Here is a 26,431-nt window from a genome sequence, read left to right as displayed (position 1 = left end):
TTCTCGCATGAGCACTGTGCGATTTCAGCGCAAGGCGCGTCGTGAAATGCCGCGTACGCCGGGCGGGGAAGTGACGCTGCAGCCGCCGCCCGAGATCCCCCGGGTCGTACCGGGAAACCTGCTCTCCAAGCTGTTGCCGGTCGTCATGGTTGTCGCGATGGTCGGCATGATGGCGATGCTGTTCACCTCCGGTGGTTTCGGCGCGAATCCGATGAGCCTGATGTTCCCGGCGATGATGGTGTTTTCGATGGTCGGCATGTTCGCCGGCCAGGGGCGCAGCGGTGCGCCGCGGCCGGCCGAGGCGAACGAGGACCGCAAGGACTACCTGCGTTATCTGGACCAGTTGCGCGACGACGTGCACGACACGCGGGAACGCCAGCACGCCGCGCTGAGCTGGAGTCATCCCGCACCGGGGCCGATCTGGACGCTGGTCGGCACCCGACGGATGTGGGAGCGCCGCGTCGGCGACCCCGATTACTGCCACGTGCGGATCGGCGTGGGCCCGCAAGGTCTCGCCACCAGGCTGATTGCGCCGGAGACCGGACCGGTCGAGGAACTCGAACCCGTTGCCGCCGTTGCGCTGCGCCGCTTCGTGCGCGCGCACTCGGTTGTCGAGATGCCGCTTGCCGTCTCGCTGCGCGGTTTCGCCGCGATCGGCTTCGACGGCGACCGAACGGACGCGCGGGCGTTGGTCCGCTCGATGCTCGCCCAGATGTGCATGTTCCACGGCCCCGATCAGCTGCAGGTTGCCGTGGTGTGCGGGCCGGATACCGCCGATCAGTGGGAGTGGGTCAAGTGGCTGCCGCATGCGCAGCACCCCGACTCCCAGGACGGCGTCGGCTCGCAGCGCATGTTCTACGGCTCGATCCTCGAGCTGGATTCCGCGTTGCGCAGCCTGTTGTTGACCCGCAACAAGTTCGCCCGCACCGCACCTGCGCAGGCCGGTGTGGCGCAGCTCGTCGTCGTCGTCGACGGCGGCATTCTCGACACCGACGGCGAGGGCGATCTGGTCAGTGCCGGCGGCGTCGATTCGGTGACCATGTTCGATCTGTGCGGATACGCACCGCGGCTCACCGCGCGTGGACTCCCGTTGGTGATCGAGAATGGTGAGCTGTTCGCCCGCAGTGCGGCAGGGCTGGAGAAGATCGCGCAGGCCGATCGGATCGGCGTGCAGGAGGCACAGCAGCTGGCCCGCCGGCTTGCGCCGTTCCGCGTCGCCGCCGCACACATCGAGGATCGGGTGACCGACGCCGGCGACGATCTCACCAACTGGACCAATCTGATCGGGATCGGCGATGTCGGCTCGTTCAACCCGGAACATGCCTGGCGTCCACGGCACGGCCGGGAGCGGTTGCGCGTGCCGATCGGCCTTGGACCCGATGGTGTTCCGGTCGAGCTGGACATCAAGGAGGCCGCCGAGAACGGGATGGGCCCGCACGGGTTGTGCATCGGCGCAACCGGTTCCGGTAAATCCGAATTCCTGCGGACACTGGTGCTCGGCATGTTGGCGACTCACTCGCCGGACCAGTTGAATTTCGTGCTCGTCGACTTCAAGGGCGGCGCGACCTTCCTGGGCCTCGACACCGCACCGCACGTCTCCGCGGTGATCACCAACCTCGAGGAAGAGGCCGCGCTCGTCGACCGGATGCGCGACGCGCTCGCCGGTGAGATGAATCGCCGCCAGGAATTGCTGCGTGCCGCCGGCAACTTCGCCAACGTCGGTGATTACGAGAAGGCGCGCGCCGCGGGTGCCGAACTCGATCCGCTGCCTGCGCTGTTCGTGGTCATCGACGAGTTTTCCGAGCTACTCGCCCAGCAGCCCGAGTTCGCGGAGTTGTTCGTCGCGATCGGCCGCCTCGGCCGTTCGTTGCAGATGCACCTGCTGCTGGCCAGCCAGCGACTCGACGAGGGCAAGCTACGCGGGCTGGACAGCCACCTGTCGTACCGGATCGGTTTGAAGACGTTCTCCGCCAACGAGTCTCGCGCCGTGCTCGGTGTGCCGGATGCGTACCACCTGCCGGCCAGCCCCGGCGCCGGTTACCTGAAGTCCGACGCCTCGCAGATCCAGCGTTTCCAAGCCGCCTACGTCTCCGCGCCGTACGTGGGGGTCCGGGGCGCGCGCAGCGTCTCCCGCATCGGCGAGACGGAGGTCGACGCGCGGCCACGGGAATTCCCCGCACACGCAGTGGCGATGGACCGGCTCCTGCTGCCTGCGCCCGAGCCGACCGACAGTCCGGAGCCCGAGCCCGAGAACACACGTTCGTCCACCCTGCAGGTGGTCGTCGACCGGGTGCGCGGCCACGGCCGTCCGGCGCACAAGATCTGGCTCGACCCGCTCGACGTCGCGCCGAGCATCGACCAGTTGGTCCCCGGCTCGGTGCTCACCGAATTCCGGACCGGCATGGCGACCCTGCGCACGCCGATCGGATTGATCGACCGCCCGTACGACCAACGTCGGGATCCGATGTTCGTCGACCTGTCCGGCGCCAAGGGCAATGTCGCGATCGTCGGTGGTCCGCAGTCCGGCAAGTCCACTGCGCTGCGCAGCCTGATCATGTCGATGGCGGCAACGCATTCGCCGCGTCAGGTGCAGTTCTACTGCCTCGATTTCGGTGGCGGCACGCTGGCCGGCCTGGCCGGGCTGCCGCATGTCGGCTCGGTTGCCGGCCGCCTCGATTCGGACCGGGTGCGTCGCACGGTCGCCGAGATGACCACGATCGTGCGGCGGCGCGAGGAGACGTTCCGCCGGCTCGGCATCGAGTCCATGGCGGACTTCCGCCGGCTCCGCGCCGAGGGTGACGAGGCCGGCGACCAGACGGGGCTCGCGGACGATCCGTTCGGCGACGCGTTCCTCGTCATCGACGGCTACGGCAGTATCCGGCAGGATTTCGAGGCGCTCGAGCAGACCATCATCAACCTCGCCGTCCAAGGCCTGTCCTATGGCGTGCACGTCGTCATCGCTGCGGCCCGCTGGGGCGAGGTGCGCCCGGCCATGAAGGATCAGCTCGGCAGCCGCATCGAGCTGCGCCTCGGTGATCCCTCGGACTCCGATCTCGGCCGCAAGTTCGCCATGCTGGTCCCCGAGGGACGGCCGGGCCGCGGTATGACCAAGGAGGGCCTGCACCTGTTGACCGCGCTGCCGCGACTCGACGGCGACGGCAACCCCGCGAACCTGACCGCGGGTGTCGTGTCGGCCGTCGCCACGATCGCCGCGCGCGACCGCGGGGTCAAGGCGCCACAGGTGCGCATGCTGCCGGACCGCCTCACCCGCGACGATATGGTCGCGACGGCCCGGGCATGGCCGTCCTGGGTGGACCGGACCCGCAAGTGCATGCAGATCCCGGTCGGCCTCAACGAGTCCGAGCTCTCGCCGATCTATCTGAACTTCGACGAGCAGCCGCACCTGCTGATCTTCGGCGACACCGAATGCGGCAAGTCGACGCTGCTGCGCGGCATTTGCGAAGGCATCGTGTCCTCGAACACGGACATGCAGGCGCGGCTGATCATCGCCGACTACCGCCGCACGATGCTCGGGGCGATCGAAACCCCGCACGTGGTCAAGTACGTCGCTTCCGCGGACCAGCTCACCCCGGTGATCGGCGGGTTGGTCGACATCCTGCGCGAGCGCATGCCCGGTCCCGACGTCGATCAGCGAAAGCTCCGCGAACGCTCCTGGTGGGCGGGACCGGACGTCTTCCTCGTGGTGGACGACTACGACTTGGTGGCGACGTCCTCCGGCAATCCGCTCGCCCCACTCGCCGAGTACCTGCCGCACGCGAAGGATCTCGGGTTCCACCTGATCATCGCCAGGCGATCGGGTGGTGCGGCGCGCGCGCTGTACGAACCGGTGATCGCCAGGCTACGAGACCTGGTGACGCCGGGCGTCGTGATGAGCGGCAGCCGCGACGAGGGTGCGCTGGTGGGCAATGTGCGGGCGAGCGCCATGCCGCCCGGACGCGGCACCTATGTCAACCGCAACGGCAGTGAGCTGGTTCAGTTCGCATGGATGCCACCGCTGTGAGTCGGCACCGCTGTGAGTCGGCCCGGAAAACTTCCTTGCAATCGGGGGAACCGATCGGGTGGTGTGCCGCGTCCAATCAGATGTAGGGATGGAAATCGGCGACGTCCTGCTGGGCGCCGGCACCGGAATGATAGGAGTCAAGGGTGGGAGTCACTACCGATGTCGCCGCGATGGAAGCCGCGGCCAACCATGTCGAGACCGTGAACGGCCAGCTCGACGGGCTCATCCGTAGCCTGAAGTCGCGGTGCGAAGGCGCTGCGGGCAACTTCTGGGAGGGCGGCGCGAGTGTCCAGTTCCAGAGTCTGATGACCCGCTACGACGATGCGTCGAAGCGCCTGCATCAGTCGCTCGACACGATCTCGCAGCAGATTCGCGCGAACGGCAAGGGCTACGACAGCACCGAGCAGGCGAACCAGGACGCTATCCACTCGGCCGGTGCCTCGGGCCAGCTGGACATCCCGACCATCCTCTAGTCGCCCGGCGACCCACACCCAAGGAGCGATTCATGAAGTACAACTTCCCGGAGATGCTGGCCCTGGCCAGTGACATCCACTCCAACGCCGGCAAGCTGAACGAGACTCACGACGAGCTGAAGGGTTACGTCTCTCGTCTCGCCAGCGCGTGGGAGGACGGCAAGGCGCGTGATTCCTACCTTCAGGTTCAGCAGCAATGGGACGGCGCCCACAACGACCTGATCCAGGTGCTGAACACGATCGCGAAGGTCGTCGAGGACGGCACCGTGGACATGCAGGGTACCGAGGACAAGAACGCGGCGTCCTGGGTCTGATGACCGCCTGACCTGAACTACGATCTTGCACGCGCCGAGAGGCGCGTAGGAGACCTGTGGCGACGCGCGGACCTCGCGTCCAGCTCGCCCCAGACGTGCCCCGGCGGAAGGGAGAGCCGCCGGGGCACTTCCATGTCCGAAGGCGCTTGCTCAGCTGCGCACTGGTGCCTTCGCGAACACTTCGACGATCTTCGCGCAGAACGCAGGGAGGTCGTGCGGGTTCCGGCTGGATACCAGCGGGCCGTCGACCACGACCTCCTCATCGACGACGGTGCCGCCCGCATTGCGAATATCGGTGCGCACACTGGGATACGCGGTCAACGTGCGCCCGCGCACGACGTCGGCTTCGACGAGCGTCCACGGTCCATGGCAGATCACGCCGACCGGTTTGCGCGCATGCACGAACTCCCGCACGAACCGGACCGCGTCGGCGTTCTGACGAAGCTTGTCCGGATTGGTGGTGCCGCCGGGCAGAATCAGCGCGTCGAAGTCCTCGATCGAGACCTCGGTTACCGTCCGGTCGACCGGAAAGCTGTCTGCTTTCTCCGTGTCTTTGTTCATCGCTTGAATCTCGCCGGATTCCAAGGACACCAACACGGTTCGCGCGCCGGCAGCTTCGACTGCCGATCGTGGCGCGGTGAGTTCCACCTGCTCCACCCCATCGGTCGCGAGGATGGCGACGGTGTGGTCCTGCAGGGACTGGTGACGACTCATGTGATCGAACTCCTTTTCCGTGTGGTTTCGCTGCTCTGGCTACGCGGAAGTCACGATGAATGGGTGCCCGCACGCGGACGCGACAAACCCCGGGCCCGTCCGACCGCTGACGAAGGAATCGGGGCCGGGTTTCAGTGCTGGTCCGGCGGGTACTTGGGGTTCCATGGCCCCCAACCGAGATAGTGCCGAACCGACCGGGCGGCGGGTGCGACCCGTCAAGGCTGGCCCCGTGCTGATCGACGGTCCGGTCGACATCGAGCTCCCCGACGGGTCGGTGGTGTCCTCGGACCGCTTCGTCGTCGCGCTGTGCGTCTGCCGGCGCAGCCGAACCTATCCGCTCTGCGACACCAGCCATCGGCGCAAGTGTCGGTCGGCCGACGGTTCCGGGCAGCCGCAGGCGGGCGCTTGATCAGCCGCCCGCGACGGGCATCAGCGAACTGAGTTCGCGATTCCACTTGTCGAGCACGAACCGTGCCAGGCGCTGCTCGAGAAGCTCGGATGCCTCGATCCCAAAGACGATGTCGCCCTCGCATTTCGGGTCGTCTTGGATCATCTGCGCCACGATGTCATGTCGAAGAATCTGCTCGTGCACGGCGTCGGCCTCGATGTGCTCGGTGTAGAAGTGCCGGCACGCCCGTGGAGCGCCGAGCCGGGTCAGTCCGGCGACGATGCGACGAGCGCTGGGCGCAGTGGTGATTTCGGTGGCGGCGAACAGTCCCACCAGCGCGGCGCGCAGGTTGCGGTGCAGTCCGCACAGCGACATGAAGTTCACCGTCGCGAGCGATTCCGGCGGGACGCAATCGAGGTAGGCGAGGTAGCGCGAGCTCATGCCGGCCTCGCGCAGCAGGTTGGCGAACAGCGTCGAGTGCATGCGCTCGACCCGTCCGCCGCCGTATTCGTCGAACTCCACCGCGACCAGCGCTGCCTTCGCTGCACCGGAAAGGCGCGGGATCACCCAGGCATGCGGGTCGCCTTCCTTGAGGTGGTAGAGCGAGCGGTGCGCGAAGAACTCACGCATCTGCACCCAGGTCCCGCGCTCGGACAGGTAATCCGACAGCCCGGACCCCTGCTGCGGTTCCACCGCGAGTCGGTCCAGCGCCGCCGTGGCGTCGTTGGCGCCGGAGGTCTGCCCGCGCAGCGTGGCGAGGAACTGATCCTCGAGCTCGTGCCGGAAGGCGAGCAGCCCCGGGTCCCATTCCCAGCCATCATCGACGCCGGAAAACCCGTGGTAGTGCAGCTCGTAGCAGATATACAGGGCCAGCTGCGCGTCCGCGCCGAGCGGATCGGCAATGACCGGGTGCGGCACGGGGAAAGTCTGGGCATGCGGCGCCTCACCGGCGATTGTCGAGATCAGCGCATGCGACAACGGGCCGCGCGAGCGGGGCAAAGACGGAGTGGCGATCGGCGACATGGCTCGGTGATACCCCGATGCCTGCGGTCGAAACGTGCCCTGCCCAGGCGGTTGTGCCGCGACGACGCCGCAGATCCGTTTCTGCGGGGTCGCAGGCGGGTACCGCGCCTTCGTGAGTGATCAGCAGCGCACCGAACGTGCGCACACCGTTGCGCGGTTCATGGTCGAGTCCGGTCGAACCGTGGGAGTCGCCGAATCCTTGACCGGTGGCCGGATCTCGGCGACGTTGGCGGCCGCACCCGAGGCCGGCACGTGGTATCGCGGCGGGATCGTCGCGTATGCGGAGGAAGTCAAGCGCTCGCTGCTGTCGATCCCGGACTGCCCGGTGGTGAGCAAAGCGTGTGCGCAGTACCTCGCCGCCAACGCCGCCAGGTTGCTCGGTGCCGACTATTCGGTCGCCGTGACCGGGGAGGCCGGGCCGCAGAGCCAGGAGGACGCAAAACCCGGCACCGTGTGGCTCGCGGTCACCGGACCGGAAGGTAACGAAGCGATCCTGGCCAACTTCGACGGCGAGCCGGAGGAAATCGTGGATCGAACGATTGATGCGGCGCTCGAATTGTTGCTCGACTATGTCCAAGCGTCGACACCGGCGCGGAAGTGACACGGAACGAGAAGTGACACGGAACGAAAGGACCGACATGCCGAAGATGGCGAAGAAAAGCGGCAAGGTACGCAAGAGCGAACTGCCGAGCACGCTGAAGAAATCCAAACCGAAGGCGCAGCGGACCTTCGCGAAGGCGCACGACGCCGCGGCCGACGAGTACGGCGAGGGCGAACGCGCGCACCGGGTCGCCTACGCGACGCTCAAGCGGAAGTACGAGAAGGTCGGCGATCACTGGGAGCGCAAGCCCAAGAAGGGGCCTTCCGACGAGCGCGCCCGCAGCGGCGGGCCCAATGCGAAGGGCAAGACCGCCGAGGGTGTGAACGCGAACGCGAGCAAGAAGCACCTCATGGAGGTCGCCAAGAAGCTCGACATCTCCGGGCGTTCGACCATGAGGAAGGCCGAGTTGGTCTCGGCGATCAAGAAGGAGAACCGCCGGGTGACCGCGAAGAACAGGTAGCCGTAGTCGATCTCAAACCAGTTCGGGCACGTGCAGGTGGGCGAGGGTCAGGTCGAACTCGCACACCTCGAGCACGTCCGCACCAGCTTCCGCGGTACCGGCCTCCCGGATCGTGCCTGCGGCGCTGCGCGTGCGCTCCATTGCCGAGAAGCTGTCGTAGGTCACCGAGGACACCGCGATGCCGGATTCCCGGTCGATCATCAGGCTGGCGCTGCAAAAGCCTTCCAGCGCTTCGAGTTCGGGCAACGACGCCAGTTTGAATACGTCCACCGCCCGATCGAGCTTCGGCGGGTCGACGCGGAACCAGGTGCTCCGCACACACGCGCCGTGCTGCGACCGATGGTTGCGATGCAACGCGGCGATCTCCCATTCGTCAACCTGTGGACGCCCGCCGAGCGCCTCGGCGGCACGCGTGCGGACCGCATGGAGCTGCGCCTCGGTGGCACGCATGTCCGACTCGGACTGCCACGAACTGGTGACGATGCAGCGACGGGACTGCCGGTCGACAAGCATGGACAAGCCGACGCAGCCCGGCAGGTCCGCCAGCATGGGCATGACTTCGTTCTGAACGTGCCGGATACCGGCGTCGATGGAATCCGGATGCGCGACGACTGTGGTGGAACGTGCGAACACGGGAATTCCCTCCGGTCGGGGCGGCGCCCCGGTGGCGCCACCAGTCGCTCTCGACGATGCTCCGCTACCGGTGGGTTCGCAAGGTGCGCCGGCAATCGAGTCGAACGTGCGCGAGCCGAACGAGCGCGAGTCAGAACAGCGCGTCGCGGGCCTCGCCGAGATTGTCGGCGGCAAGCACCAGGCGGGTGTTGGTCGCGAGGTAGGCGGTGGTGATGCTCACCCCCGCGTCGCCGAGACGGTGGGCGACGTCGCCGAGCGCGCCGGGACGGTCGTCCACGTCATGGACGATGACTTCCTGCTCCTCGGTGATCTGGATCCCGGCGTCCTGCAGCGCTGCGAAGGCGGGGCCCGCGTCGTCGACCAGAAGGTGGACCTCGGCGATGCCGCCGCCGCGGGTGACGGCGCAGAAACCGGCGATGTTCACCCCGGACTTACCGAGCATGTCGCCGAGGCGGGCCAGTTCGCCGGGTCGGTCGTCGAGTTCGACGGTCAGATCGATTGCCATCGCCACCCCCTTCGGGTGCACTACCTGCAATCCTGCGCCTACCGACCGCGTCGAGGTGGGGCTTTGGCGCGGGCCGGTGCGAATTCGTCCAGGATGCGACGCGGACACGCAGCTGGTGTGATTGCTCGATCCCACTCGGAGTTTCCATACTGGATGCACCGCTGTACGAGAGGGGCCGACCATGACCCTGACCGCCCCGGAGCCGTCGCCGTCGCCGCGTTCTGCCCTACGCCGCGCCACGAAGCGCGCCTACCTGATGTGCCCACCGACCTACTTCGACGTGGTCTACGCGATCAACGACTGGATGGACCCCGCTGTGCGGGTCGACACGGAACTGGCCATGCATCAGTGGCTGGACCTGGTGCGCACCTACCGATCGCTCGGCCATGACGTGTCGATCGTCGAACCCGTCGCGGGCCTGCCCGATATGGTTTTTGTCACCGATAGCGGCCTCGTCGTCGACGGCGTCGCTGTGGGCGCGCGGTACCGTTCGCCGCACCGCGCTGCCGAGGCCGGTCATGTGCTGAATTGGTTGCGGGCCAACGGGCATCCGGAGGCCGCGGCACCCGAGTTCGTCAACGAAGGGGAGGGCGATTTCCTCGTCGTCGGTTCGACGATCCTCGCCGGCACCGGTTTTCGGTCGGACCCGCGCGCGCATGCCGAGGTCGGCGCACGGCTGGGTAGGGAAGTGCTCACCCTGAATTTGATCGATCCGACCTACTACCACCTCAACACGGCGCTCGGTGTACTCGACGACGCCACTATCGCGTACCTGCCGAAGGCGTTCGCCCCGGACAGCCTGACGCTGTTGCGCGAGAGATTTCCGAACGCGGTCATTGCCGACGAGGCCGACACGGCGTGGCTCGGGCTGAATCTCGTCAGCGACGGCTACCACGTGGTGCTGGCCGCGCAGGCGACGGGCCTCGCCGATCAACTACGGGACATCGGATTCCAGCCGGTACCAGTGGATTTCGCCGAGTTTCGCAAGTCTGGTGGTGGAATCAAATGCGCCACAATGGAATTGCGCGGCTCTGCCGCAGGCGGTTCGCGCGGCTCCGCCGGGGTGGAATTGCGATGACTGCGGTCCGCGATGCGATGGCCACGGCACTGGCAGCCGCCGAAGCCCATAGCGCGCACAACTGCGACCACGCAGGCGTCGTGCCGGACATCTACGTGCTCGCGCGTGATCTGCGTGCGGTTTGCTCGCCCGCGGCGTACCGGCCAAGGATGCGCACGAGGGCACGAACCGAATCGCTCCGCCGCTGGTGATCGAGGGTGCCGAGCTGGACTGGGGCGTCGAGCAGCTCGCCGCAGCACTGGGTACGCAGCGCGCCGGGAGCTCGACCGCCCGCTCGTTTTGACCGCGCAACGCCGCGACCGGTATCGTTGCCGGTTGGCGTGCGGTACGCCGGGCATTCTTTCGTGTCCGTCGTAACACGAGGCCCGGGTCTAACCCGGCCGCCGGGATCACCTCGATCGCTCGCTTGGCTGGCAACACCGACAACAGACAGGGAAGCACTGTGCCTACGTACAGCCCGAAGGCTGGAGACGTCACCCGTCAGTGGTACGTCATCGATGCCACTGACGTAGTCCTCGGCCGTCTCGCCGTCCAGGCAGCGAATCTGCTGCGTGGCAAGACCAAGCCGACCTACGCACCGAACGTCGACGGTGGCGATTACGTCATCATCATCAACGCGGAGAAGGTTGCCATCAGCGGCAACAAGCGGGACAACAAGTTCCTGCACCAACACTCCGGCTACCCGGGTGGGCTCAAGTCGCGCTCTGTCGGCCAGGTGCTCGAGACCCGTCCCGACCGTCTCGTGGAGAAGGCCGTCGTCGGCATGATCCCGAAGAATAAGCTCGGTCGCGCGATCAGCGGCAAGCTGAAGGTCTACGCGGGCCCGACCCATCCCCACACCGCGCAACAGCCGGTGCCGTTCGAGATCAAGCAGGTGGCCCAGTGACCGCGCCGGAGGAAAATGTGACCGAGCCCGCCGAAGAGGCCGCTGTCGAAGTCGTCACCGAGGAGTACGTGGCCGAAGCCGCGCCCGAGGAGACCATCGCCGCGCCCCACCCCGTCCTCATCGACCGCCCGGTGCAGACCGTCGGCCGTCGCAAGGAGGCGGTCGTCCGCATCCGCCTGATGCCGGGCACCGGTCAGTTCACGCTGAACGGCCGCACCCTCGAGGACTACTTCCCGAACAAGGTGCACCAGCAGCTGGTCAAGGCCCCGCTGGTGACCGTCGAGCGCACCGAGATCTTCGATGTGCACGCCCGCCTGCACGGCGGCGGCCCGTCCGGTCAGGCCGGCGCGCTGCGCCTGGCGATCGCGCGCGCGCTCATCGAGGTGACTGCCGAGGATCGTCCCGCGCTCAAGCGTGCCGGGTTCCTCACCCGTGACCCGCGTGCCACGGAGCGCAAGAAGTACGGCCTGAAGAAGGCCCGTAAGGCGCCGCAGTACAGCAAGCGCTGACGCGAAAGTAATTCCCGCGAGCAGGCGTCCGATACTCATTCGGGCGCCTGCTCGTCGTTTCTGCCCCGGGAGGTCGTTCATGGGTCGGTTGTTCGGTACGGATGGAGTCCGCGGGCTGGCGAACGCGTCGCTCACGCCGGAGCTGGCGATGCGCATCGGGGCCGCCGCCGCCCGGGTACTGTCCCGGCACGACATCGAACATTCGATCGCGGTCGTCGGCCGCGACCCCAGGGCAAGCGGTGAGATGCTCGAGGCCGCCGTCGTCGCCGGACTGACCTCCGCAGGCGTCGACGTCGTCACCGTCGGCGTGCTACCCACGCCCGCCGTCGCCTACCTGACCGCGCGCTACGGCGCCTGCCTCGGCGTGATGATCTCCGCGTCGCACAATCCCATGCCGGACAACGGCATCAAGATCTTCGCCGCGGGCGGACACAAACTCGACGATGCCATCGAGGACCGCATCGAGGCCGCGATGGCCGACGCGACCGTGCAGGGACCGACGGGTGCCGCCATCGGCCGGGTCCGCAGCGACGACGAGGCGCCACGGCACTACCTCGATCACCTCGCGCGCACCGGGGTGCCCGACCTGACGGGAATCACCCTGGTCGTGGACTGTGCGCACGGCGCCGCGTCGGTCGTCGGCCCCGCCGCCTATCGAGCCGCCGGGGCGGACGTGATCGCGATCAACGCCGAGCCGGACGGGCTCAACATCAACGATCGGTGCGGTTCGACCCACCTCGAGCAGGTGCAGAAGGCGGTCGTCGACAACGACGCCGATATCGGTATCGCGCACGACGGCGACGCGGACCGCTGCCTCGCGGTCGATGCCTCGGGCGCGGTCGTCGACGGTGACGCGATCATGGCGATTCTGGCGCTCGCGATGGCCGAGGACGGCGAACTCGTCCAGCGAACCCTCGTCGCGACCGTGATGAGCAATCTGGGGCTGCACATAGCGATGCGTGCGGCCGAAATCGAAGTGCGGACCACTGCGGTCGGTGACCGCTACGTGCTCGATGAATTGCGCAGTGGCGGTTACAGTCTCGGGGGTGAACAATCCGGGCACGTGGTGTTTCCTTCGGCCGGGACCACCGGGGACGGCATTCTCACCGCGTTGCAGCTGATGCGGCGGATGGCGAACACGGGTAGGCCGTTGGCCGATCTCGCCGCCGTCATGCAGACGTTGCCGCAGGTGCTGGTCAACGTTCCGGTCTCGGACAAGGCGGCGGTCGCTGCCGCCCAGACGGTGGCCGACGCGGTTGCCGAAGCGGAGCGGCGACTCGGTGACACCGGCCGGGTGCTATTGCGCCCCAGCGGAACCGAGCAACTCGTCCGCGTGATGGTGGAGGCCGCCGAGATCGAGCTCGCGCAGCAACTCGCCGATCGGCTCGCCGCGCGTGTCGCCGCCGTCTAATCAGACTCGCGAACTTGCTTGGTTGGCAAGCGCTTCCGGTGCCACTTCGGCGACGATGCGGTAGGAGCGCAGCCGGTCCGCCAGGGCGTGGGTGACGGTCGAGACCATGATTTCGTCCGCTGCCGTCTCGGCCTGCAGTTCCGCCAATTCCCGGCGCACCGTGTCGGGTGAACCGACGATCGCGCCGGCCGACATACCGCCGAGTAGCCGTTCCTGTTCCGGAGTCAACGGATTCGCCGCCGCTTCCTCGGGCGTCGGATATCGGCCGGGGTTGCCCGCGCGCAGCCGCGCCATCGCCAGCTTCTGCGGGGCAGCGAGATACCGGGCGTGCTCGTCGTCGTCGGCAGCGACCACCGAGACGGTCACCATCGCGTACGGCTCGTCGAGCACAGTCGAGGGTTTGAACGTGGCGCGATACGCCTGCAGCGCAGGCATGGTCTGGGCGGGCGAGAAGTGCCGGGCGAAGGCGAATGGCAAACCGAGCAGCCCCGCGACCTGCGCGCTATAGGTACTCGACCCGAGCAGCCACATCGCGAAGCCCGCGCCGAGGCCGGGGACCGCGGTGATCGCCGCGTACGGATGGTCGGCGGGGAAATCGTCCGCGACGAAGGCGCGCAGCTGCGCGAGTTCCTGCGGGAAATCATCCGCGCCGACGTTCCCGCGGCGCAGTGCGTGCGCGGTGACTTGGTCTGTGCCGGGCGCACGACCGATGCCCAGGTCGATCCGGCCGGGGAACAGCGCATCCAGGGTGCCGAACTGTTCGGCGACGACCAGCGGTGCGTGGTTGGGCAGCATGACCCCGCCCGAGCCGACTCGGATCCGTTCGGTGGCCGCGGCGACCTGGCCGATCATCACCGCCGGGGCGGCACTGGCGATACCAGGCATCGAGTGGTGCTCGGCGAGCCAGAAACGGTGATAGCCGAGCGCTTCCACCTGTTCGGCGAGGGCGATCGAGTTGCGCAACGCGGTGCCGATGGAGGTACCGGTTCCGACGGGTGCGAGGTCGAGAACGGAAAGTGGAACAGTCACGACACAAGACAACACCGGGCGTGGCGCGGGTGTTCCGCCCAGCCCGGAACCGGACCTCGCCGCGCTGCGTCCTAGCTTGGGAGAGGAGAGTCTCGAACTGCGGGAGGGGGGCGATGACGAGCGGGGAGGTGAACCTCGATCCCGGTGCGTTGCGCGCGCTCGCGGCAGCGCACGATCGGTCGGCCGCGGTGCTCGGCGCATGCGCGCGGATGGTCGAACAGCGCACGCCCGGCGCTGTTGACGGCCTGTCCGGGTATGGCCCGATCGCGCGTGCCCTGGCCGGTTGGGCGGAGTCGACGGCTGTGATCGCGGCCGAACTGAACGCCGTCGTCGATCGCGTCACCGAGGTCGACGATGCCACCGCCGCGGCGCTGGGAGATGCGGCCGCCGCCGCGGCGCTGGGAGACGCGCTGTGAGCGGCCCGGAATTGGAATATTTCGCCGGGTTCCTGCCGCTCGCGGCCCGGGTGGCGCCGACCGACCGGACCATTGCAGAGGTCCTGGCGCGACAAGACGAGCAGTCCGCGGCCGATCCGACCGTCCTCGGTGAGGACGCGGCGGTGTTGCGGCATGTGCTCACCGAGGCGGACGCGCAGTGGCAGGAACAGGCCCGCCTGGTGCACGCGCTACCCGACTACTGGCGTGGCCCGACGGCCGAACGTGCGCAGGAGGCGGTGTTGCGCAATCTCGATCACGCGGATCGTGCCCTGACGTCGGTCCGTGTAGTGGTCGACGCGATCGACGCGGCGCAGACCGCCCTCGGGAGCGTGCTGCGCCACCGCGCCGAGGCACTTGGGGCCTTTCCCGCCACCATCGATGGTCACTCGCCCGACGACGTCGCCCGGATGATCGACCAGTCCGACGGCGAGCGCGACGAGCACACCAACACATGGCTCGAACAGGTATTCATGCCGCATGTGCGCGAGTCGCTCGAAGTGTTCGACGACATCTGCCGCGCCGCCGACGACGCGATCGGCGGGACCGTGCGCGTGCTGAACCAGGCGCTGACGTCGGTGGACGCGGAGGCCGCGGGTCTGGCATCGGCCGTGTTGTCCGGGGTGGGCCGGCTCGTCGCCGGTGCGGGCGAATTGGCCGTGGAGATCGGGGCCGGCCTGATCGAACGGTCCGAGGACCCGTCCACAGCGCCGGATCCGCCGGGAGATGAGGAGCGCCCGAGTCCGCAGGCGGCGTCGCCCGACACGTTCTCGCCCGAAACTCGGATGCCGCCCGGCGGAGCAGCAGACCCCGGCGGCACGCCGCACGGGGATACCGGTGACCGACCCGAGTCGGCCGACCGGACGGCAGGCCCGTCGGCGCAGGGGCCGCAGTCGCGCAACGAGCCCGCGATCGCGGTCGACGCGACGCCGGCCGAACCCGATGTGGGGCAGTTGGATTCGTCACCGGAACCACAGGAACCACCGGAGCGAGGTCAGGAGCCGGGACGCGGTGGTCAACCACAGCTCGCCGGCACCGACGACGACCCACGCGACCGAAAACCCGACGTCGCACTGGGCGAGGCCGGACCGTTGTGACCGCACGCTTCGAGATCGAGCGAATCGCGGCCGATCATCGGATGGTGACCGACCGAATCGTCGAACGGATCGATGCGATCGGGCGCGCGGCTGCGGCAAGGGCAGCGTGGTTGTCCCGGCTGCCGCGCGAGGGGCCATGCGCACCGCCGGTGGTGGCTCAGCCGGGTACCGCGACGACACCGGCTCCGCAGCTCGACCGGCCCGAGGCGGAGCCGGAACCGCCACAGAGCTGGCTCAGCTGAGCTGCGCTCAGCGTCCGATGTGAGCTGCGCTCAGCAACCAATGTGAGCTGCGCTCAGCGTCCGATGACCGCGCGCACCTGGCTCACCCGCGACGTCTTCTCCGGTTCGACGGGGGCATGCGGATCAACCGTCGTGGTCTTCGGGAAGTGCTCATCGGCGTCGACGAAAGCCGAATAGGCGTTGTCGTCGTCGAGCACGTGCAGCAGGAATCCGGTCAGCAGCGCGCGCGTGACGCGGGCCGTGCCGGTCTCGTGCTTCCCCGCGCCGAGCGCGGCGAGCACCCGTCGGCCCTCCACGATCCCGTTGTGCCGAGCCTTGTGTACCGAGCGCAGCACCGCCGGTCCACGCCATGCCGCGGCGAGCGCGGTGGCATTCGAGTCGCTCGCGCGCAGGTCGAGCGCCCCGCCGACGATCAGCCCCGGCGCGTCCACCTTCGCGGCCGCCAATTCGGCCGGAGGTGCGGTCGGTGCGGGAAACAGCGCCGCGACCGCGGCGATATCGCTGCGCCGAGTGGCCGCGAGCACGGCGGCTCCGGCGCCCATGCCGTGCCCGGCCAGCGCGAGCTTGTCCGGGTGAACGCTGATCTTGCCGTTGCCGAGGCGGACCTCGCGGCAGATGTCCAGCGTCGTGGAAAGGTCGGCCGCCAGACCCAGGTGCGAGGGAACCGGTCCGCGCTCGGTGTTCGGCGCGGCGGCGACGATGCCCCAGGACGCGAGGTGCTCGAGCAGCGTGCGGTAGTTGTCGACCGCGGTCAGCCAGCCGTGCCCGAACGCGACGGCGGGCAGCCCGAGACCCTCTTCCGGGGTGAACACCACGCCGGGCTGCCCGGCAAACGCCAAGTCGCCGCGCAACACCCGATGCGGGCCGCGACTGGACAGCTTGTTGAGCAGTGACTTCACGGATGCCGACACGGTGTCGACCGTAACGGATCCCCTGGCCGATCCGACTTCGGATGCGACACGCGCCCGCCACGGATGTCGATTCGCGCGAAATTCACCCCCAAGTACCCTGGAGAGCCATGTGCGGAATCGTGGGTTACGTCGGCCATCGGCCTGCCCTCGGCGTGGTCGTCGAGGCGCTGCGTCGAATGGACTATCGGGGATACGACTCGGCAGGCATCGCGATTCTCGACGGGGTCGGCGCGACGGCGGTCGAACGTAAGGCAGGTCGCCTGCACAATCTGGAGGCCGAACTGGCCGACCTCGGCGAGGGCGCGTTCCCCGGGACGGCCGGTATGGGTCACACGCGGTGGGCCACCCACGGCGCACCGACGGACCGCAACGCCCACCCGCACCGGGACGCCACCAGCAAAGTGGCCGTCGTGCACAACGGCATCATCGAGAACTTCGCGCCGCTGCGGCGTGAGCTCGAAGATGTCGGAGTCGAGTTCCACAGCGATACCGACACCGAGGTGGCCGTCCACCTGGTCGCCCGCGCGTACGCGGACGGCCCGACCGCCGGCGATTTCGTCGCCAGTGCCGCCGCCGTGCTGCGCCGGCTGGAGGGTGCCTTCACTCTTGTCTTCACCCACGGCGATCATCCGGGCAAGATCGTCGCCGCGCGGCGCTCCACTCCGCTGGTCGTCGGCGTTGGTGAGGGCGAGATGTTCGTCGCATCCGATGTCGCCGCGTTCATCGAGCACACCCGCGACGCGGTGGAACTCGGTCAGGACCAGATGGTCGTGATCACCGACAGCGACTACGCGATCACCGACTTCGACGGGAACACCGAGGTCCCGTCGCGGCCGTTCCGGATCGACTGGGATCTCGCCGCCGCCGAGAAGGGCGGCCACGACTATTTCATGCTCAAGGAGATCGAGGAGCAGCCCGCCGCGGTGCGGGACACGCTGATCGGGCACTTCGCCAACGGCCGGATCGTGCTGGACGAGCAGCGGCTCAACGATCAGGAGCTCCGCGAGGTCGACAAGGTCTTCGTGGTGGCATGCGGTTCGGCCTACCACTCCGGGCTGCTGGCCAAGTACGCGATCGAGCATTGGACCCGGCTCCCGGTGGAGGTGGAGCTCGCCAGCGAATTCCGCTACCGCGACCCGGTCTTGGACCGGTCCACGCTGGTGGTGGCGATCTCTCAGTCCGGCGAAACCGCGGACACCCTCGAAGCGGTGCGGCACGCGAAGACACAGAAGGCCCGCGTGCTCGCGGTGTGCAATACCAACGGTGCCCAGATTCCGCGCGAGGCGGACGCGGTGCTCTACACCCGGGCGGGACCGGAGATCGGTGTCGCCTCGACCAAGGCGTTCCTCGCGCAGGTTGCCGCGAACTACCTCGTCGGCCTCGCGCTGGCGCAGGCGCGCGGCACGAAGTACCCGGACGAGGTGGCGCGCGAGTACGCCGAACTCGAGTCGATGCCCGAGTTGGTGCAGCAGGTGCTCGACACGGCGCCCGCGGTTCGGGCGCTCGCACGGGAGCTGGCGGATTCGCCGACCGTGCTGTTCCTGGGTAGGCACGTCGGCTACCCGGTGGCGCTCGAGGGTGCGCTCAAGCTGAAGGAACTCGCCTACATGCACGCCGAGGGCTTCGCCGCGGGTGAGCTCAAGCACGGCCCGATCGCGCTGATCGAGGACGGGCTGCCGGTCATCGTGGTGATGCCGTCGCCGAAGGGGCGCGCGGTGCTGCACTCGAAGCTGCTCAGCAATATCCGCGAGATCCAGGCGCGCGGTGCGCGGACGATCGTCATCGCCGAGGAGGGCGACGACACGGTGCGTCCGTTTGCCGACGACCTGATCGAAATCCCGTCGGCGCCCACGCTGTTGCAGCCGCTGCTCTCGACGGTGCCGCTGCAGATCTTTGCCGCCGAGATCGCCCAGGCGCGGGGCTACGACGTGGACAAGCCGCGCAACCTCGCCAAGTCGGTGACCGTCGAGTAGCGAGTAGCGCAGCTCAGCGGACGATGACGGTGGCGCGCATCTCGGGGTGCAGCGGGCAGATGTAGTCGTAGGTTCCCGGCGTGGCGAACCCGTGGCTGTAGCTACCGGATTTGAGGATCGGGCTACTCAATTCCATCCCGCTGTCGCCGAGCCCCTGCACCGCATGCGGCACGCCGCCGTCCTTGAACTCCCACTTCACGACCTCGCCTGCGTCGATCGTCACGGTGGCCGGCTCGAATGCCATGTCCTTCACCTCGACGGTCTCGGCGACCTCGTCGGCTGCCGCCGAGGTGGGCACCGGCGAGCCGTCGACGGCGGTCGCGGATGAGGTGGAGGTCGTCGAGGTGGCTTCCGCGTTGGTCGCGGACTCCTCGCTACTGCACGCCGAAAGTGCTGTGACCACGGCGATTCCGGTGATGACGAGACGAAAGCGTTTTTGCATCAGGCGAGCGTAGTCTCGCAGCAGTCCACGAGCACGATGTGCCCACCTGGAGGTACGCCATGCGCGACTATTACACCGCGGACGAGGTGCGTGCGGCCGAGGCGGTGTTGTTCGAGCAGGTCGCCGCGGGCGTCCCGATGTACCGCGCCGCCTACGGTCTCGCGCGGGTGTGCGCGGCAGAGTTGCGCGCCCGGACCGGTGGGGTGGCTGGGCGGCGGGTCTGTCTGCTGGTCGGGTCGGGCGACAACGGCGGCGACGCGCTGTGGGCCGGTTCGATATTGCGCCGCCGCGGTGTGGCGGTGACGGCGCTACTGCTGAAGCCCGAACGTGCGCACTCGGAAGGGCTTGCCGCACTGCGCAATTCGGGCGGACGAGCCCTTGCCGACCTGGGATCGGTGGATCTCGACGCGGCATTGGCGGAAGCGGACCTGGTGATCGACGGCATCGTCGGAATCTCCGGCACCGGGCCCCTGCGTCCGGACGCGGCGCGCATCGTCGCCGGTGTGCACGCCCCTATCGTTGCGGCGGATCTGCCCAGCGGGGTGGACCCCGACACGGGTGCGGTGTCCGGGCCCGCGGTGCGCGCGGCGGTGACCGTCGGATTCGGCGCGCTCAAGCCGGTGCACGCACTGGCCGCGCCGTACTGCGGCCGGGTCGAGTTCGTCCCGATCGGGCTCGCACCCCCGCCGGCGAGCCTGCAGGCGCTGGAGCCGGCCGAGGTCGGCGCCCTGTGGCCGGTTCCGGACGCGATCGACGACAAGTACAGCCAGGGCGTGGTCGGCATCAGCGCGGGCAGCGCCGCCTATCCCGGCGCGGCGGTGCTGTGCACCGGTGCCGCGGTCGCCGCCACCTCGGGCATGGTGCGTTACGCCGGATCCGGCGCCGAACAGGTGCTCGCGCACAGCCCGGAGGTGGTCGCGACCGGCAGCGTCGCCGACACCGGCCGGGTCCAGGCGTGGATCTACGGGCCCGGCTCGGGCACCGACGATGCCGCACTCGATACGCTGCGCGCCGTTCTCGATAGCGAGCTGCCGGTGCTCGTCGACGCCGACGGGTTGACGGTGCTCGCGCGGCACCCCGAGTTGGTGCGCAACCGCAGTGCCCCGACCGTGCTGACGCCGCACGCCGGCGAGTTCGCCCGGTTGACCGGCACCGAGCCCGGCGTGGACCGGGTTGGCGCCGTGCGGACATTCGCCGCCGATTGGGGTGTCACGGTGCTGCTCAAGGGCCGTGCGACGCTGATCGCGAGCCCCGACGGTCCGACGCTGGTCAGCGAGGCCGGCGGGTCGTGGGCCGCGACCGCAGGCGCCGGGGACGTGTTGTCCGGGATCATCGGAGCCTTGCTGTCCACGGGAATCGACTCGCGTACGGCGGCCGCGGCTGGTGCGCGCGCGCACGCGCTGGCCGCAAACCTCGCCGCATCCAGCGCCGGGTCCGGCACCGCGCCGATCTCGGCCGGAACTCTTCTCGCACAGGTCAGGGCGGCAATCGCGGTGCTTCGGCAGCAGGCTGCGGCACGCTGAGCTGCCGCCCGCGGCGGTTCGTCGCGCGGTCCGGTGGCAGGATTACGGGTTGTGATGACAGATCCGATCGAACTCACCTCGGTACCGGCGGAGGAGCCCGTCGCCGCGCAAGCCGAGGCAGTGATCGATCTCGACGCCATCGCTGCGAACGTCGAGGTGTTGCGCGAGCATGCCGGTACTGCGGCCGTGATGGCGGTGGTGAAGGCCGACGCCTACAACCATGGCGCGGTGGCCGTAGCGCGCACCGCGCTCGCTGCGGGCGCACGGGAACTCGGTGTCACCACCATCGCGGAAGCCATCGAACTGCGCGCTGCCGGCATCGAGGCCCCGATCTTGAGCTGGCTGAACACCTCCGACGCCGATTTCGCCGCCGCGATCGACGCGGATGTCGAGATCGGCGTTTCGTCGGCAGCCCACCTGCGCGCGGTTGGTGCCGCCGCGCGGGCACGCGGACGGACGGCGACGGTGTCGGTGAAGGTGGACACCGGCCTCAACCGCAACGGCGCCTCGCCACACGAGTACCCGGTGCTGCTCGACGAGCTGGCCAAACTGGAAGCCGAGCGGGCGGTGCGGTTCCGGGCGATCTTCTCCCACCTGGCGCACGCCGACGAACCCGACCATCCCATCGTCGAGGTACAGCGGGACCGGTTCGTCGACGCGATCACCGCGGCGAAGCGGATCGGGCTGACCCCGGAACTGGTGCACCTGTCCAACTCTGCCGCCACGCTGACCAGGCCGGACCTGGCCTTCGACATGGTGCGCCCAGGCATCGCCATCTACGGACTCTCGCCGATCCCGGAGCGGGGCCAACTCGGCTTGCGGCCCGCGATGACGCTGCGTGGCCGGGTCGCGCTGGTCAAGGAGGTCGCGGCGGGCGAGGGCGTCTCCTATGGGCACGAGTGGATTGCACCGCACGACACACACGTCGCGCTGCTGCCGCTCGGCTACGCGGACGGCATCCCCCGCGCGCTCGGTGGACGGTTCGAGGTGCTGCTCGGTGGCGTGCGACGCCCGTCGATCGGCCGGGTGTGTATGGATCAGGTGGTCGTCGATCTCGGCCCGTTGCCCCCCACGGTGCGCGAGGGCGATTCCGCGATCTTCTTCGGTTCCGGTGCAGCAGGCGAGCCGATCGCGCAGGACTGGGCGGACACGCTGAACACCATCCACTACGAGGTGGTGACCGGTATCCGCGGTCGCACCGTGCGCACGTACACGCACGGTGGAGAACTAGCGTGAGCGCTCGCCGGGCAGCCACCCGCCGCGATCCGAGCATCCCGTTCCGCAACGCGGAGGCGATGGCCGCAGTGCCGCGCAGCGAACTCGGCCGCTCCGTTGGCTGAGCGCAGGCCGGCGACCGTCGCCGACACCGAGGAGTTGGGCCGCGAACTGGCCCGCGAGCTGCGTGCCGGCGATCTGGTGGTGCTCGACGGACCGCTCGGCGCGGGCAAGACGGCACTAACGCGCGGAATCGCGGCCGGCCTCGGCGTCCAGGGCCGGGTCAGTTCGCCGACGTTCATCATCGCCCGACTGCATCCCGCGGGAGATCGGGTCGACGGGCCGCCCGTCGCGATGGTGCACGTCGATGCCTACCGGCTCGGGGACGGGCCGGGCGCGCTCGATGATCTCGATGCCCTCGACCTCGACACCGACCTGCACGATGCCGTCGTGGTGGTGGAGTGGGGCAGCGGGTTGGTCGAGCATCTCGCCACCCGCCATCTCCAGGTACGGCTGCGGCGCGAACCCGATTCCGAGGTGCGCACGATCAGCTGGGACTGGGTGACGCGCAGCTAGGGAATGCCCGGCCGCCGGCGGCGTGCTGACCAGCGGGTATCGTTGCACCATCATGCTTGTCCTCGCCCTCGACACCTCCACTCCCGCCGTGACCGCAGGAATCGTGGACCTGAGCCGGACGGCGATCGAGCCGTTGGCGACCCGGGTGACCGTCGATTCGCGCGCTCATGCCGAGTTGCTCACCCCCCACATCCTCGAATGCCTCGCCGAGATCGGTCGCAAGCCCGACGATCTCGACGCCGTGGTGGTCGGGGCCGGCCCCGGACCGTTCACCGGTCTGCGCGTCGGCATGGCCACCGCCGCGGCGTTCGGTGACGCCATCGAGGTTCCGGTGCACGGGGTGTGCAGCCTCGACGCGATCGCGCACGACGTCGGCACCGCCACCGATCCGAGTGCGGGGGAGCTGCTTGTGGTCACCGATGCGCGCCGGCGAGAGGTGTACTGGGCGCGCTACTTCGGGGGTCGACGCATCGAGGGTCCTGGTGTCTGTAAGCCGGCCGACCTCGATATCGGTGCGGCGCAGGTGATCGCGGGATCTCCGTCGCACGTCGACTTCTTCGATCTGCCCGTGCAGCCGGTGGAGACGCCGTCGCCGGTCGGCCTCGTGCACGCCGCACGGGAGCTGCTACTGGCCAAGGCCGAGCCGGAAGCACTTGTCCCGCTGTATCTTCGGCGACCAGATGCCGTCGAGCGGGCGGTCGTCGCACGATGACGATTCGGGTCGAGGCGCTGACCGACGCCGACATCGCACGCTGCGTGGAACTCGAGAACGCACTGTTCGCCGGGGACGACCCGTGGACCGCGATCGCCTTCCGCGCCGAGTTGTCCAGCCCGCACACGCACTACTTCGCCGCGCGTTCGGTGGCCGAAGAACTTGTGGGATACGCGGGAATCGCCCTACTCGGCAGCGCATCCGATCCCGAGTCCGAGGTGCACACCATCGCCGTCGACCCAGCCGTACACCGCGCGGGGGCGGGTACCGCGCTGCTGTCGGCGATGCTCGCGGAGGCCGACCGGCACGGTGGCCCGGTGTTCCTCGAGGTCCGCACCGACAATGAGCCCGCGATCGCGTTGTACCGTAAGTTCGGATTCGACCTGCTCGGTGTGCGCAAGCGCTATTACCAGCCCAGCGGCGCCGACGCGTACACGATGCGCCGGCCCGCACCGGCCACCGTCGGCGCGCACCACGAGGAAGGGAACTCCGCGCCATGATCGTGATGGGCATCGAAAGCTCTTGCGACGAAACCGGTGTCGGGATCGTACGCTGGCGCGATGGTGTCGGGCGTTCGGGGGGCACCTGCGAGCTGCTCGCGGACGAGGTCGCGTCCAGTGTCGATCAGCATGCCCGGTTCGGCGGCGTGGTGCCGGAAATCGCGTCGCGTGCACACCTGGAAGCGATCCGGCCGACCATGCGGCGCGCGCTGGCCACGGCAGGTATCCGCAAACCGGATGCGCTTGCCGTCACGATCGGTCCCGGCCTCGCCGGCGCGCTGCTCGTCGGGGTCGCTGCGGCCAAAGCCTATGCGGCGGCCTGGGATGTCCCGTTCTACGCGGTGAATCACCTCGGCGGGCATGTCGCCGTCGACACGATCGAGCACGGTCCGATGCCCGCCTGTGTGGCGCTGCTGGTCTCCGGCGGCCACACCCACCTGCTGCATGTCGATGATCTCGGCAAGCCGATCACCGAGCTGGGCAGCACGGTCGACGACGCCGCCGGCGAGGCGTTCGACAAGGTGGCGCGACTGCTCGGACTCGGCTTCCCCGGTGGTCCTGCGCTCGATGCTGCTGCAGCCGAAGGTGATTCGGCCGCGATTGCGTTTCCGCGCGGCATGACCGGACCGCGTGACGCCCGCCACGACTTCTCCTTCTCCGGGGTGAAGACCGCGGTGGCCCGGTATGTCGAAGCGCGGGATCGGGCCGGCGAGCCGGTGTCGATCGCCGATGTGGCGGCGAGCTTTCAGGAGTCGGTCGCCGACGTGCTGACCATGAAGGCGGTGCGGGCCGCGACCGATGTCGGGGTGGACACGATCGTGCTCGGCGGCGGCGCGACGGCGAATTCCCGTATCCGCTCACTGGCCGAAGAGCGTTGTGCTGCAGCTGGTCTCACGCTTCGCGTGCCGAAACCGCGGTTGTGTACGGACAACGGCGTCATGATCGCCGCGCTCGGTGCCCACATCGTCGCGGGCGGTGCACAGCCCTCGCCGCTCGATGTCGCGTCGAATCCCGGTTTGCCGGTGGCGATCAGTCAGGTGGCTTGAGCGGCCCGCTCAGCCGGCCGAGCCGGTGCCCGGCCGCAATGGTGGCGGCGGTGGCGGGGCCGGGTTTGTCGTGGTCGGTGACGGCCGCTGATCGGGCTGTTGCCGCGACCGCTCGGGCGCACGCGGGTCCGGTGTGCCGGTGTCGGGATTCTGGTTGTTGTCGAGCCATTCCGGCACTGTTGGCCACGGAATCGCGGTCAGATCCGGCGCCGGGTGCAGCTGTGGCGCCGTCGTCGGCGCGGACGGGCTCGGTGTCATCGTCGACGGGTTCGTCGTGGTTGGCGACGGTGGTCCGGATTGCGGCGCGGCGCGGGGCGTCTCGGGCAGCGGACGCGGCACGGGTGCCGCAGTGGTGAGCGCTTCGAGCTCGCCGTAGTCGTAGGTCGGTGCAGCCGGGCTCGGCTCGGAGTACTCGTAGGTCGGCAGCGGGGGAGCGGGCACAGCGCTCGACGGGGTCATGTTCACCAGCGCGCCCTCGTCGGCACGGTCGAGGGTGGCCGCCGGCGACACGTTCTCGTCGCCGTTGGAGACGGTCAGCGATTGCACGCCGTAGCCGATGATCAGCCCGATCACCACGAGAGCACCCGCTATGGCGCCGGCAACCCGGGTAAAGGTGCCGATCGGTGCGTCGACGGGCATGCGAACCACCGGATACACCATTGGCTGCACCGAATCGGCGACCAGTGCGGCACCTTTGGCAAGCACGGTTTCGGGCTCGGTGGGCCGCAGCACCGGGATGGCGAAGGCTTTGGTGAGCCCGCTCACCAAAGCCGGCATGTTCGCTCCACCGCCGATGAGAACGAGCCCATCGGGCCGGCGCGGCGCCGCATCGATGGTCGTGGTCACGAACGCCGACGCCGAGGCGACCAACGGCGCGATCACGCGCTCGAGGTCGGCGCGAGTCAGGTTGCGGTGCCTGCCGGGTGCGTACTCGACGGTGGTGGTGTCGTGGTTGGTCAGATGTTCCTTGGCGGTGCGCACCCGCGACATCGATTCGGTACGGCTCGGTCGGCTTCCCGCGGGCAGCCGATGGCTGGCGACATGGCGGTAGAGCGCGTCGTCGACTGCGTTGCCGCCTACTTCGGTGCTGCGATGCGAATCGAGCACCGTGCCGTCCACCTGATCCACGATGGTGACGGTGAGTCCGGATGCGCCGAGATCGGCGATCGCGACGGTCTCGAATTGCGCCACCTCGCCGGTGTAGTGCAGATACGCCAGCGCTGCGGCGGGCTCTGGAACGAGCTGCAGATCGCGGCGTCGGGGGCCCGCTGCCGACCGGATCGACCTGGTCTGGTCCTCGTTGCGATAGGCGACGGCGATTCCGGACGGTTCGACCGTGGTTTGCCGAACCTGAGTGGTCATCAGCTCGATCGAGGAGGCGACCAACTCGCCGAGGTCGACGTTGGCTTCGTCGGCCGTGATCGTGCGGTACTCGAACGACTGGGCGCCGTCTGCGGGCGTGGTGAGGAGAGCTGAGTAGACAACTTCACTGCCGACGGATACGCCCAATGACGTCCGCATGTGCTCGCACCTCCCGCCCTTGATCGGTGATACCGCTCTGGGGACCGGCGTTATTGCCGGTTCCGAGGATAACTCGTAATCCGTTATCTGAACGTTACCTAATCTGTCGCTGGATGGAAAACGAATCGCCGGTCGGCCCGCGAGCCAGACCTGAAGGACCACAATGAAAACGCAGGGTGACGGCGGATGCGAGG

Annotated in this window: 29 protein-coding genes; 21 read left to right on the top strand and 8 right to left on the bottom strand. The window is 68.6% G+C overall.

Annotation, left to right across the window (positions count from 1 at the left end):
• Positions 1 to 7: 7 nt before the first annotated feature.
• The 3 genes from eccCa (at position 8) to OG921_RS12205 (ending at position 4,808) form a co-directional block, all read left to right on the top strand.
• Positions 8 to 4,021, top strand: coding sequence for a type VII secretion protein EccCa (gene eccCa, locus OG921_RS12215; protein WP_266112705.1), 4,014 nt, complete (start codon positions 8 to 10; stop codon positions 4,019 to 4,021).
• A 143-nt stretch (positions 4,022 to 4,164) separates the two neighbouring features.
• Positions 4,165 to 4,494: a WXG100 family type VII secretion target gene (locus tag OG921_RS12210; protein WP_266112704.1), complete on the top strand. Its 330-nt coding sequence runs from the start codon at positions 4,165 to 4,167 to the stop codon at positions 4,492 to 4,494.
• Positions 4,495 to 4,526: 32 nt separating this feature from the next.
• On the top strand, positions 4,527 to 4,808 hold the full coding sequence (locus OG921_RS12205) for a WXG100 family type VII secretion target (protein WP_266112703.1): 282 nt from the start codon (positions 4,527 to 4,529) through the stop codon (positions 4,806 to 4,808).
• Positions 4,809 to 4,958: 150 nt separating this feature from the next.
• Here OG921_RS12205 and OG921_RS12200 read toward each other — a convergent pair whose 3' ends face one another.
• Positions 4,959 to 5,522 carry a type 1 glutamine amidotransferase domain-containing protein gene (locus tag OG921_RS12200; RefSeq protein ID WP_266112701.1) on the bottom strand — a complete coding sequence of 188 codons (564 nt, stop codon included), beginning with the start codon at positions 5,520 to 5,522 and terminating at the stop codon, positions 4,959 to 4,961.
• Between the two features lie 163 nt (positions 5,523 to 5,685).
• On the opposite strand from OG921_RS12200, the gene OG921_RS12195 reads away from it, so the two are divergent.
• The gene (locus OG921_RS12195) at positions 5,686 to 5,931 is read left to right on the top strand and encodes a CDGSH iron-sulfur domain-containing protein (protein WP_266112700.1); all 246 of its coding nucleotides are present in this window, start codon (positions 5,686 to 5,688) and stop codon (positions 5,929 to 5,931) included.
• On the opposite strand, the gene OG921_RS12190 is transcribed toward OG921_RS12195, so the two are convergent.
• On the bottom strand, positions 5,932 to 6,933 hold the full coding sequence (locus OG921_RS12190; RefSeq protein WP_266112698.1) for an iron-containing redox enzyme family protein: 1,002 nt from the start codon (positions 6,931 to 6,933) through the stop codon (positions 5,932 to 5,934).
• A 112-nt stretch (positions 6,934 to 7,045) separates the two neighbouring features.
• On the opposite strand from OG921_RS12190, the gene OG921_RS12185 reads away from it, so the two are divergent.
• Together OG921_RS12185 and OG921_RS12180 are read left to right on the top strand one after the other, a co-directional pair.
• Complete coding sequence (locus OG921_RS12185; protein ID WP_266112697.1) at positions 7,046 to 7,534, top strand: CinA family protein; 489 nt, start codon at positions 7,046 to 7,048, stop codon at positions 7,532 to 7,534.
• A gap of 37 nt (positions 7,535 to 7,571) precedes the next feature.
• Positions 7,572 to 7,994, top strand: a complete 423-nt coding sequence (locus OG921_RS12180; protein WP_266112811.1) for a ChaB family protein — start codon at positions 7,572 to 7,574, stop codon at positions 7,992 to 7,994.
• A gap of 12 nt (positions 7,995 to 8,006) precedes the next feature.
• On the opposite strand, the gene OG921_RS12175 is transcribed toward OG921_RS12180, so the two are convergent.
• Complete coding sequence (locus OG921_RS12175) at positions 8,007 to 8,633, bottom strand: hypothetical protein (RefSeq protein WP_266112810.1); 627 nt, start codon at positions 8,631 to 8,633, stop codon at positions 8,007 to 8,009.
• A 124-nt stretch (positions 8,634 to 8,757) separates the two neighbouring features.
• Complete coding sequence (locus tag OG921_RS12170; RefSeq protein ID WP_266112696.1) at positions 8,758 to 9,132, bottom strand: amino acid-binding protein; 375 nt, start codon at positions 9,130 to 9,132, stop codon at positions 8,758 to 8,760.
• Between the two features lie 181 nt (positions 9,133 to 9,313).
• Between OG921_RS12170 and ddaH the strand changes: the two genes are divergently transcribed.
• The 5 genes from ddaH (at position 9,314) to glmM (ending at position 13,016) form a co-directional block, all read left to right on the top strand.
• Positions 9,314 to 10,210 carry a dimethylargininase gene (gene ddaH / locus OG921_RS12165; RefSeq protein ID WP_266112695.1) on the top strand — a complete coding sequence of 299 codons (897 nt, stop codon included), beginning with the start codon at positions 9,314 to 9,316 and terminating at the stop codon, positions 10,208 to 10,210.
• 121 nt (positions 10,211 to 10,331) lie between these two features.
• On the top strand, positions 10,332 to 10,493 hold the full coding sequence (locus OG921_RS12160; RefSeq protein WP_266112694.1) for a hypothetical protein: 162 nt from the start codon (positions 10,332 to 10,334) through the stop codon (positions 10,491 to 10,493).
• A 159-nt stretch (positions 10,494 to 10,652) separates the two neighbouring features.
• Positions 10,653 to 11,096: a 50S ribosomal protein L13 gene (gene rplM, locus OG921_RS12155; RefSeq protein WP_266112693.1), complete on the top strand. Its 444-nt coding sequence runs from the start codon at positions 10,653 to 10,655 to the stop codon at positions 11,094 to 11,096.
• The gene (gene rpsI / locus OG921_RS12150; protein WP_266112692.1) at positions 11,093 to 11,605 is read left to right on the top strand and encodes a 30S ribosomal protein S9; all 513 of its coding nucleotides are present in this window, start codon (positions 11,093 to 11,095) and stop codon (positions 11,603 to 11,605) included. The genes rplM and rpsI overlap by 4 nt, the downstream gene beginning before the upstream one ends.
• 79 nt (positions 11,606 to 11,684) lie before the next feature.
• Positions 11,685 to 13,016: a phosphoglucosamine mutase gene (gene glmM / locus OG921_RS12145; protein WP_266112690.1), complete on the top strand. Its 1,332-nt coding sequence runs from the start codon at positions 11,685 to 11,687 to the stop codon at positions 13,014 to 13,016.
• Here the strand turns inward: glmM and OG921_RS12140 are convergent, their stop codons facing one another.
• Entirely contained in the window at positions 13,017 to 14,045 is a 1,029-nt protein-coding gene (locus tag OG921_RS12140; protein WP_266112689.1) for an LLM class flavin-dependent oxidoreductase, read from the bottom strand.
• A 113-nt stretch (positions 14,046 to 14,158) separates the two neighbouring features.
• Between OG921_RS12140 and OG921_RS12135 the strand changes: the two genes are divergently transcribed.
• From OG921_RS12135 to OG921_RS12125, 3 genes are read left to right on the top strand one after another with little or no spacing between them, the layout of a single operon-like run.
• Positions 14,159 to 14,461: a hypothetical protein gene (locus OG921_RS12135; protein ID WP_266112688.1), complete on the top strand. Its 303-nt coding sequence runs from the start codon at positions 14,159 to 14,161 to the stop codon at positions 14,459 to 14,461.
• A complete protein-coding gene (locus OG921_RS12130) occupies positions 14,458 to 15,576 on the top strand; it encodes a hypothetical protein (protein WP_266112687.1) in 1,119 nt (372 codons plus the stop codon). The genes OG921_RS12135 and OG921_RS12130 overlap by 4 nt, the downstream gene beginning before the upstream one ends.
• Positions 15,573 to 15,818: a hypothetical protein gene (locus tag OG921_RS12125; protein ID WP_266112686.1), complete on the top strand. Its 246-nt coding sequence runs from the start codon at positions 15,573 to 15,575 to the stop codon at positions 15,816 to 15,818. The genes OG921_RS12130 and OG921_RS12125 overlap by 4 nt, the downstream gene beginning before the upstream one ends.
• A gap of 53 nt (positions 15,819 to 15,871) precedes the next feature.
• Here the strand turns inward: OG921_RS12125 and OG921_RS12120 are convergent, their stop codons facing one another.
• Positions 15,872 to 16,729 carry a dienelactone hydrolase family protein gene (locus tag OG921_RS12120; protein ID WP_266112685.1) on the bottom strand — a complete coding sequence of 286 codons (858 nt, stop codon included), beginning with the start codon at positions 16,727 to 16,729 and terminating at the stop codon, positions 15,872 to 15,874.
• A 107-nt stretch (positions 16,730 to 16,836) separates the two neighbouring features.
• Here OG921_RS12120 and glmS point away from each other — a divergent pair, with 107 nt between their 5' ends.
• Positions 16,837 to 18,702 (top strand): glutamine--fructose-6-phosphate transaminase (isomerizing), encoded by a 1,866-nt coding sequence (gene glmS, locus OG921_RS12115; protein WP_266112684.1) that lies wholly within the window; start codon positions 16,837 to 16,839, stop codon positions 18,700 to 18,702.
• 13 nt (positions 18,703 to 18,715) lie between these two features.
• Here glmS and OG921_RS12110 read toward each other — a convergent pair whose 3' ends face one another.
• Complete coding sequence (locus OG921_RS12110; RefSeq protein WP_266112683.1) at positions 18,716 to 19,144, bottom strand: cupredoxin domain-containing protein; 429 nt, start codon at positions 19,142 to 19,144, stop codon at positions 18,716 to 18,718.
• A gap of 59 nt (positions 19,145 to 19,203) precedes the next feature.
• Here OG921_RS12110 and OG921_RS12105 point away from each other — a divergent pair, with 59 nt between their 5' ends.
• From OG921_RS12105 to tsaD, 6 genes are all read left to right on the top strand, one after another.
• Positions 19,204 to 20,667, top strand: coding sequence for an NAD(P)H-hydrate dehydratase (locus tag OG921_RS12105; RefSeq protein WP_266112682.1), 1,464 nt, complete (start codon positions 19,204 to 19,206; stop codon positions 20,665 to 20,667).
• A gap of 54 nt (positions 20,668 to 20,721) precedes the next feature.
• Positions 20,722 to 21,903, top strand: coding sequence for an alanine racemase (gene alr, locus OG921_RS12100; protein ID WP_266112681.1), 1,182 nt, complete (start codon positions 20,722 to 20,724; stop codon positions 21,901 to 21,903).
• A 96-nt stretch (positions 21,904 to 21,999) separates the two neighbouring features.
• Positions 22,000 to 22,458: a tRNA (adenosine(37)-N6)-threonylcarbamoyltransferase complex ATPase subunit type 1 TsaE gene (gene tsaE / locus OG921_RS12095; RefSeq protein ID WP_266112680.1), complete on the top strand. Its 459-nt coding sequence runs from the start codon at positions 22,000 to 22,002 to the stop codon at positions 22,456 to 22,458.
• Between the two features lie 52 nt (positions 22,459 to 22,510).
• The gene (gene tsaB, locus OG921_RS12090; RefSeq protein ID WP_266112679.1) at positions 22,511 to 23,170 is read left to right on the top strand and encodes a tRNA (adenosine(37)-N6)-threonylcarbamoyltransferase complex dimerization subunit type 1 TsaB; all 660 of its coding nucleotides are present in this window, start codon (positions 22,511 to 22,513) and stop codon (positions 23,168 to 23,170) included.
• Positions 23,167 to 23,670: a ribosomal protein S18-alanine N-acetyltransferase gene (gene rimI / locus OG921_RS12085; RefSeq protein ID WP_266112677.1), complete on the top strand. Its 504-nt coding sequence runs from the start codon at positions 23,167 to 23,169 to the stop codon at positions 23,668 to 23,670. The genes tsaB and rimI overlap by 4 nt, the downstream gene beginning before the upstream one ends.
• On the top strand, positions 23,667 to 24,716 hold the full coding sequence (gene tsaD, locus OG921_RS12080; protein WP_266112676.1) for a tRNA (adenosine(37)-N6)-threonylcarbamoyltransferase complex transferase subunit TsaD: 1,050 nt from the start codon (positions 23,667 to 23,669) through the stop codon (positions 24,714 to 24,716). Before rimI ends, tsaD begins: the two co-directional genes overlap by 4 nt.
• Positions 24,717 to 24,725: 9 nt before the next feature.
• On the opposite strand, the gene OG921_RS12075 is transcribed toward tsaD, so the two are convergent.
• Entirely contained in the window at positions 24,726 to 26,237 is a 1,512-nt protein-coding gene (locus tag OG921_RS12075) for an Hsp70 family protein (RefSeq protein ID WP_266112674.1), read from the bottom strand.
• Between the last annotated feature and the right edge of the window lie 194 nt (positions 26,238 to 26,431).

The sequence above is a fragment of the Aldersonia sp. NBC_00410 genome, from assembly GCF_026342035.1.
Taxonomy (GTDB): domain Bacteria; phylum Actinomycetota; class Actinomycetes; order Mycobacteriales; family Mycobacteriaceae; genus Aldersonia.
The sequence above is the reverse complement of the archived record's forward strand: the minus strand, read 5'-3'. Positions and strand labels throughout refer to the sequence as shown.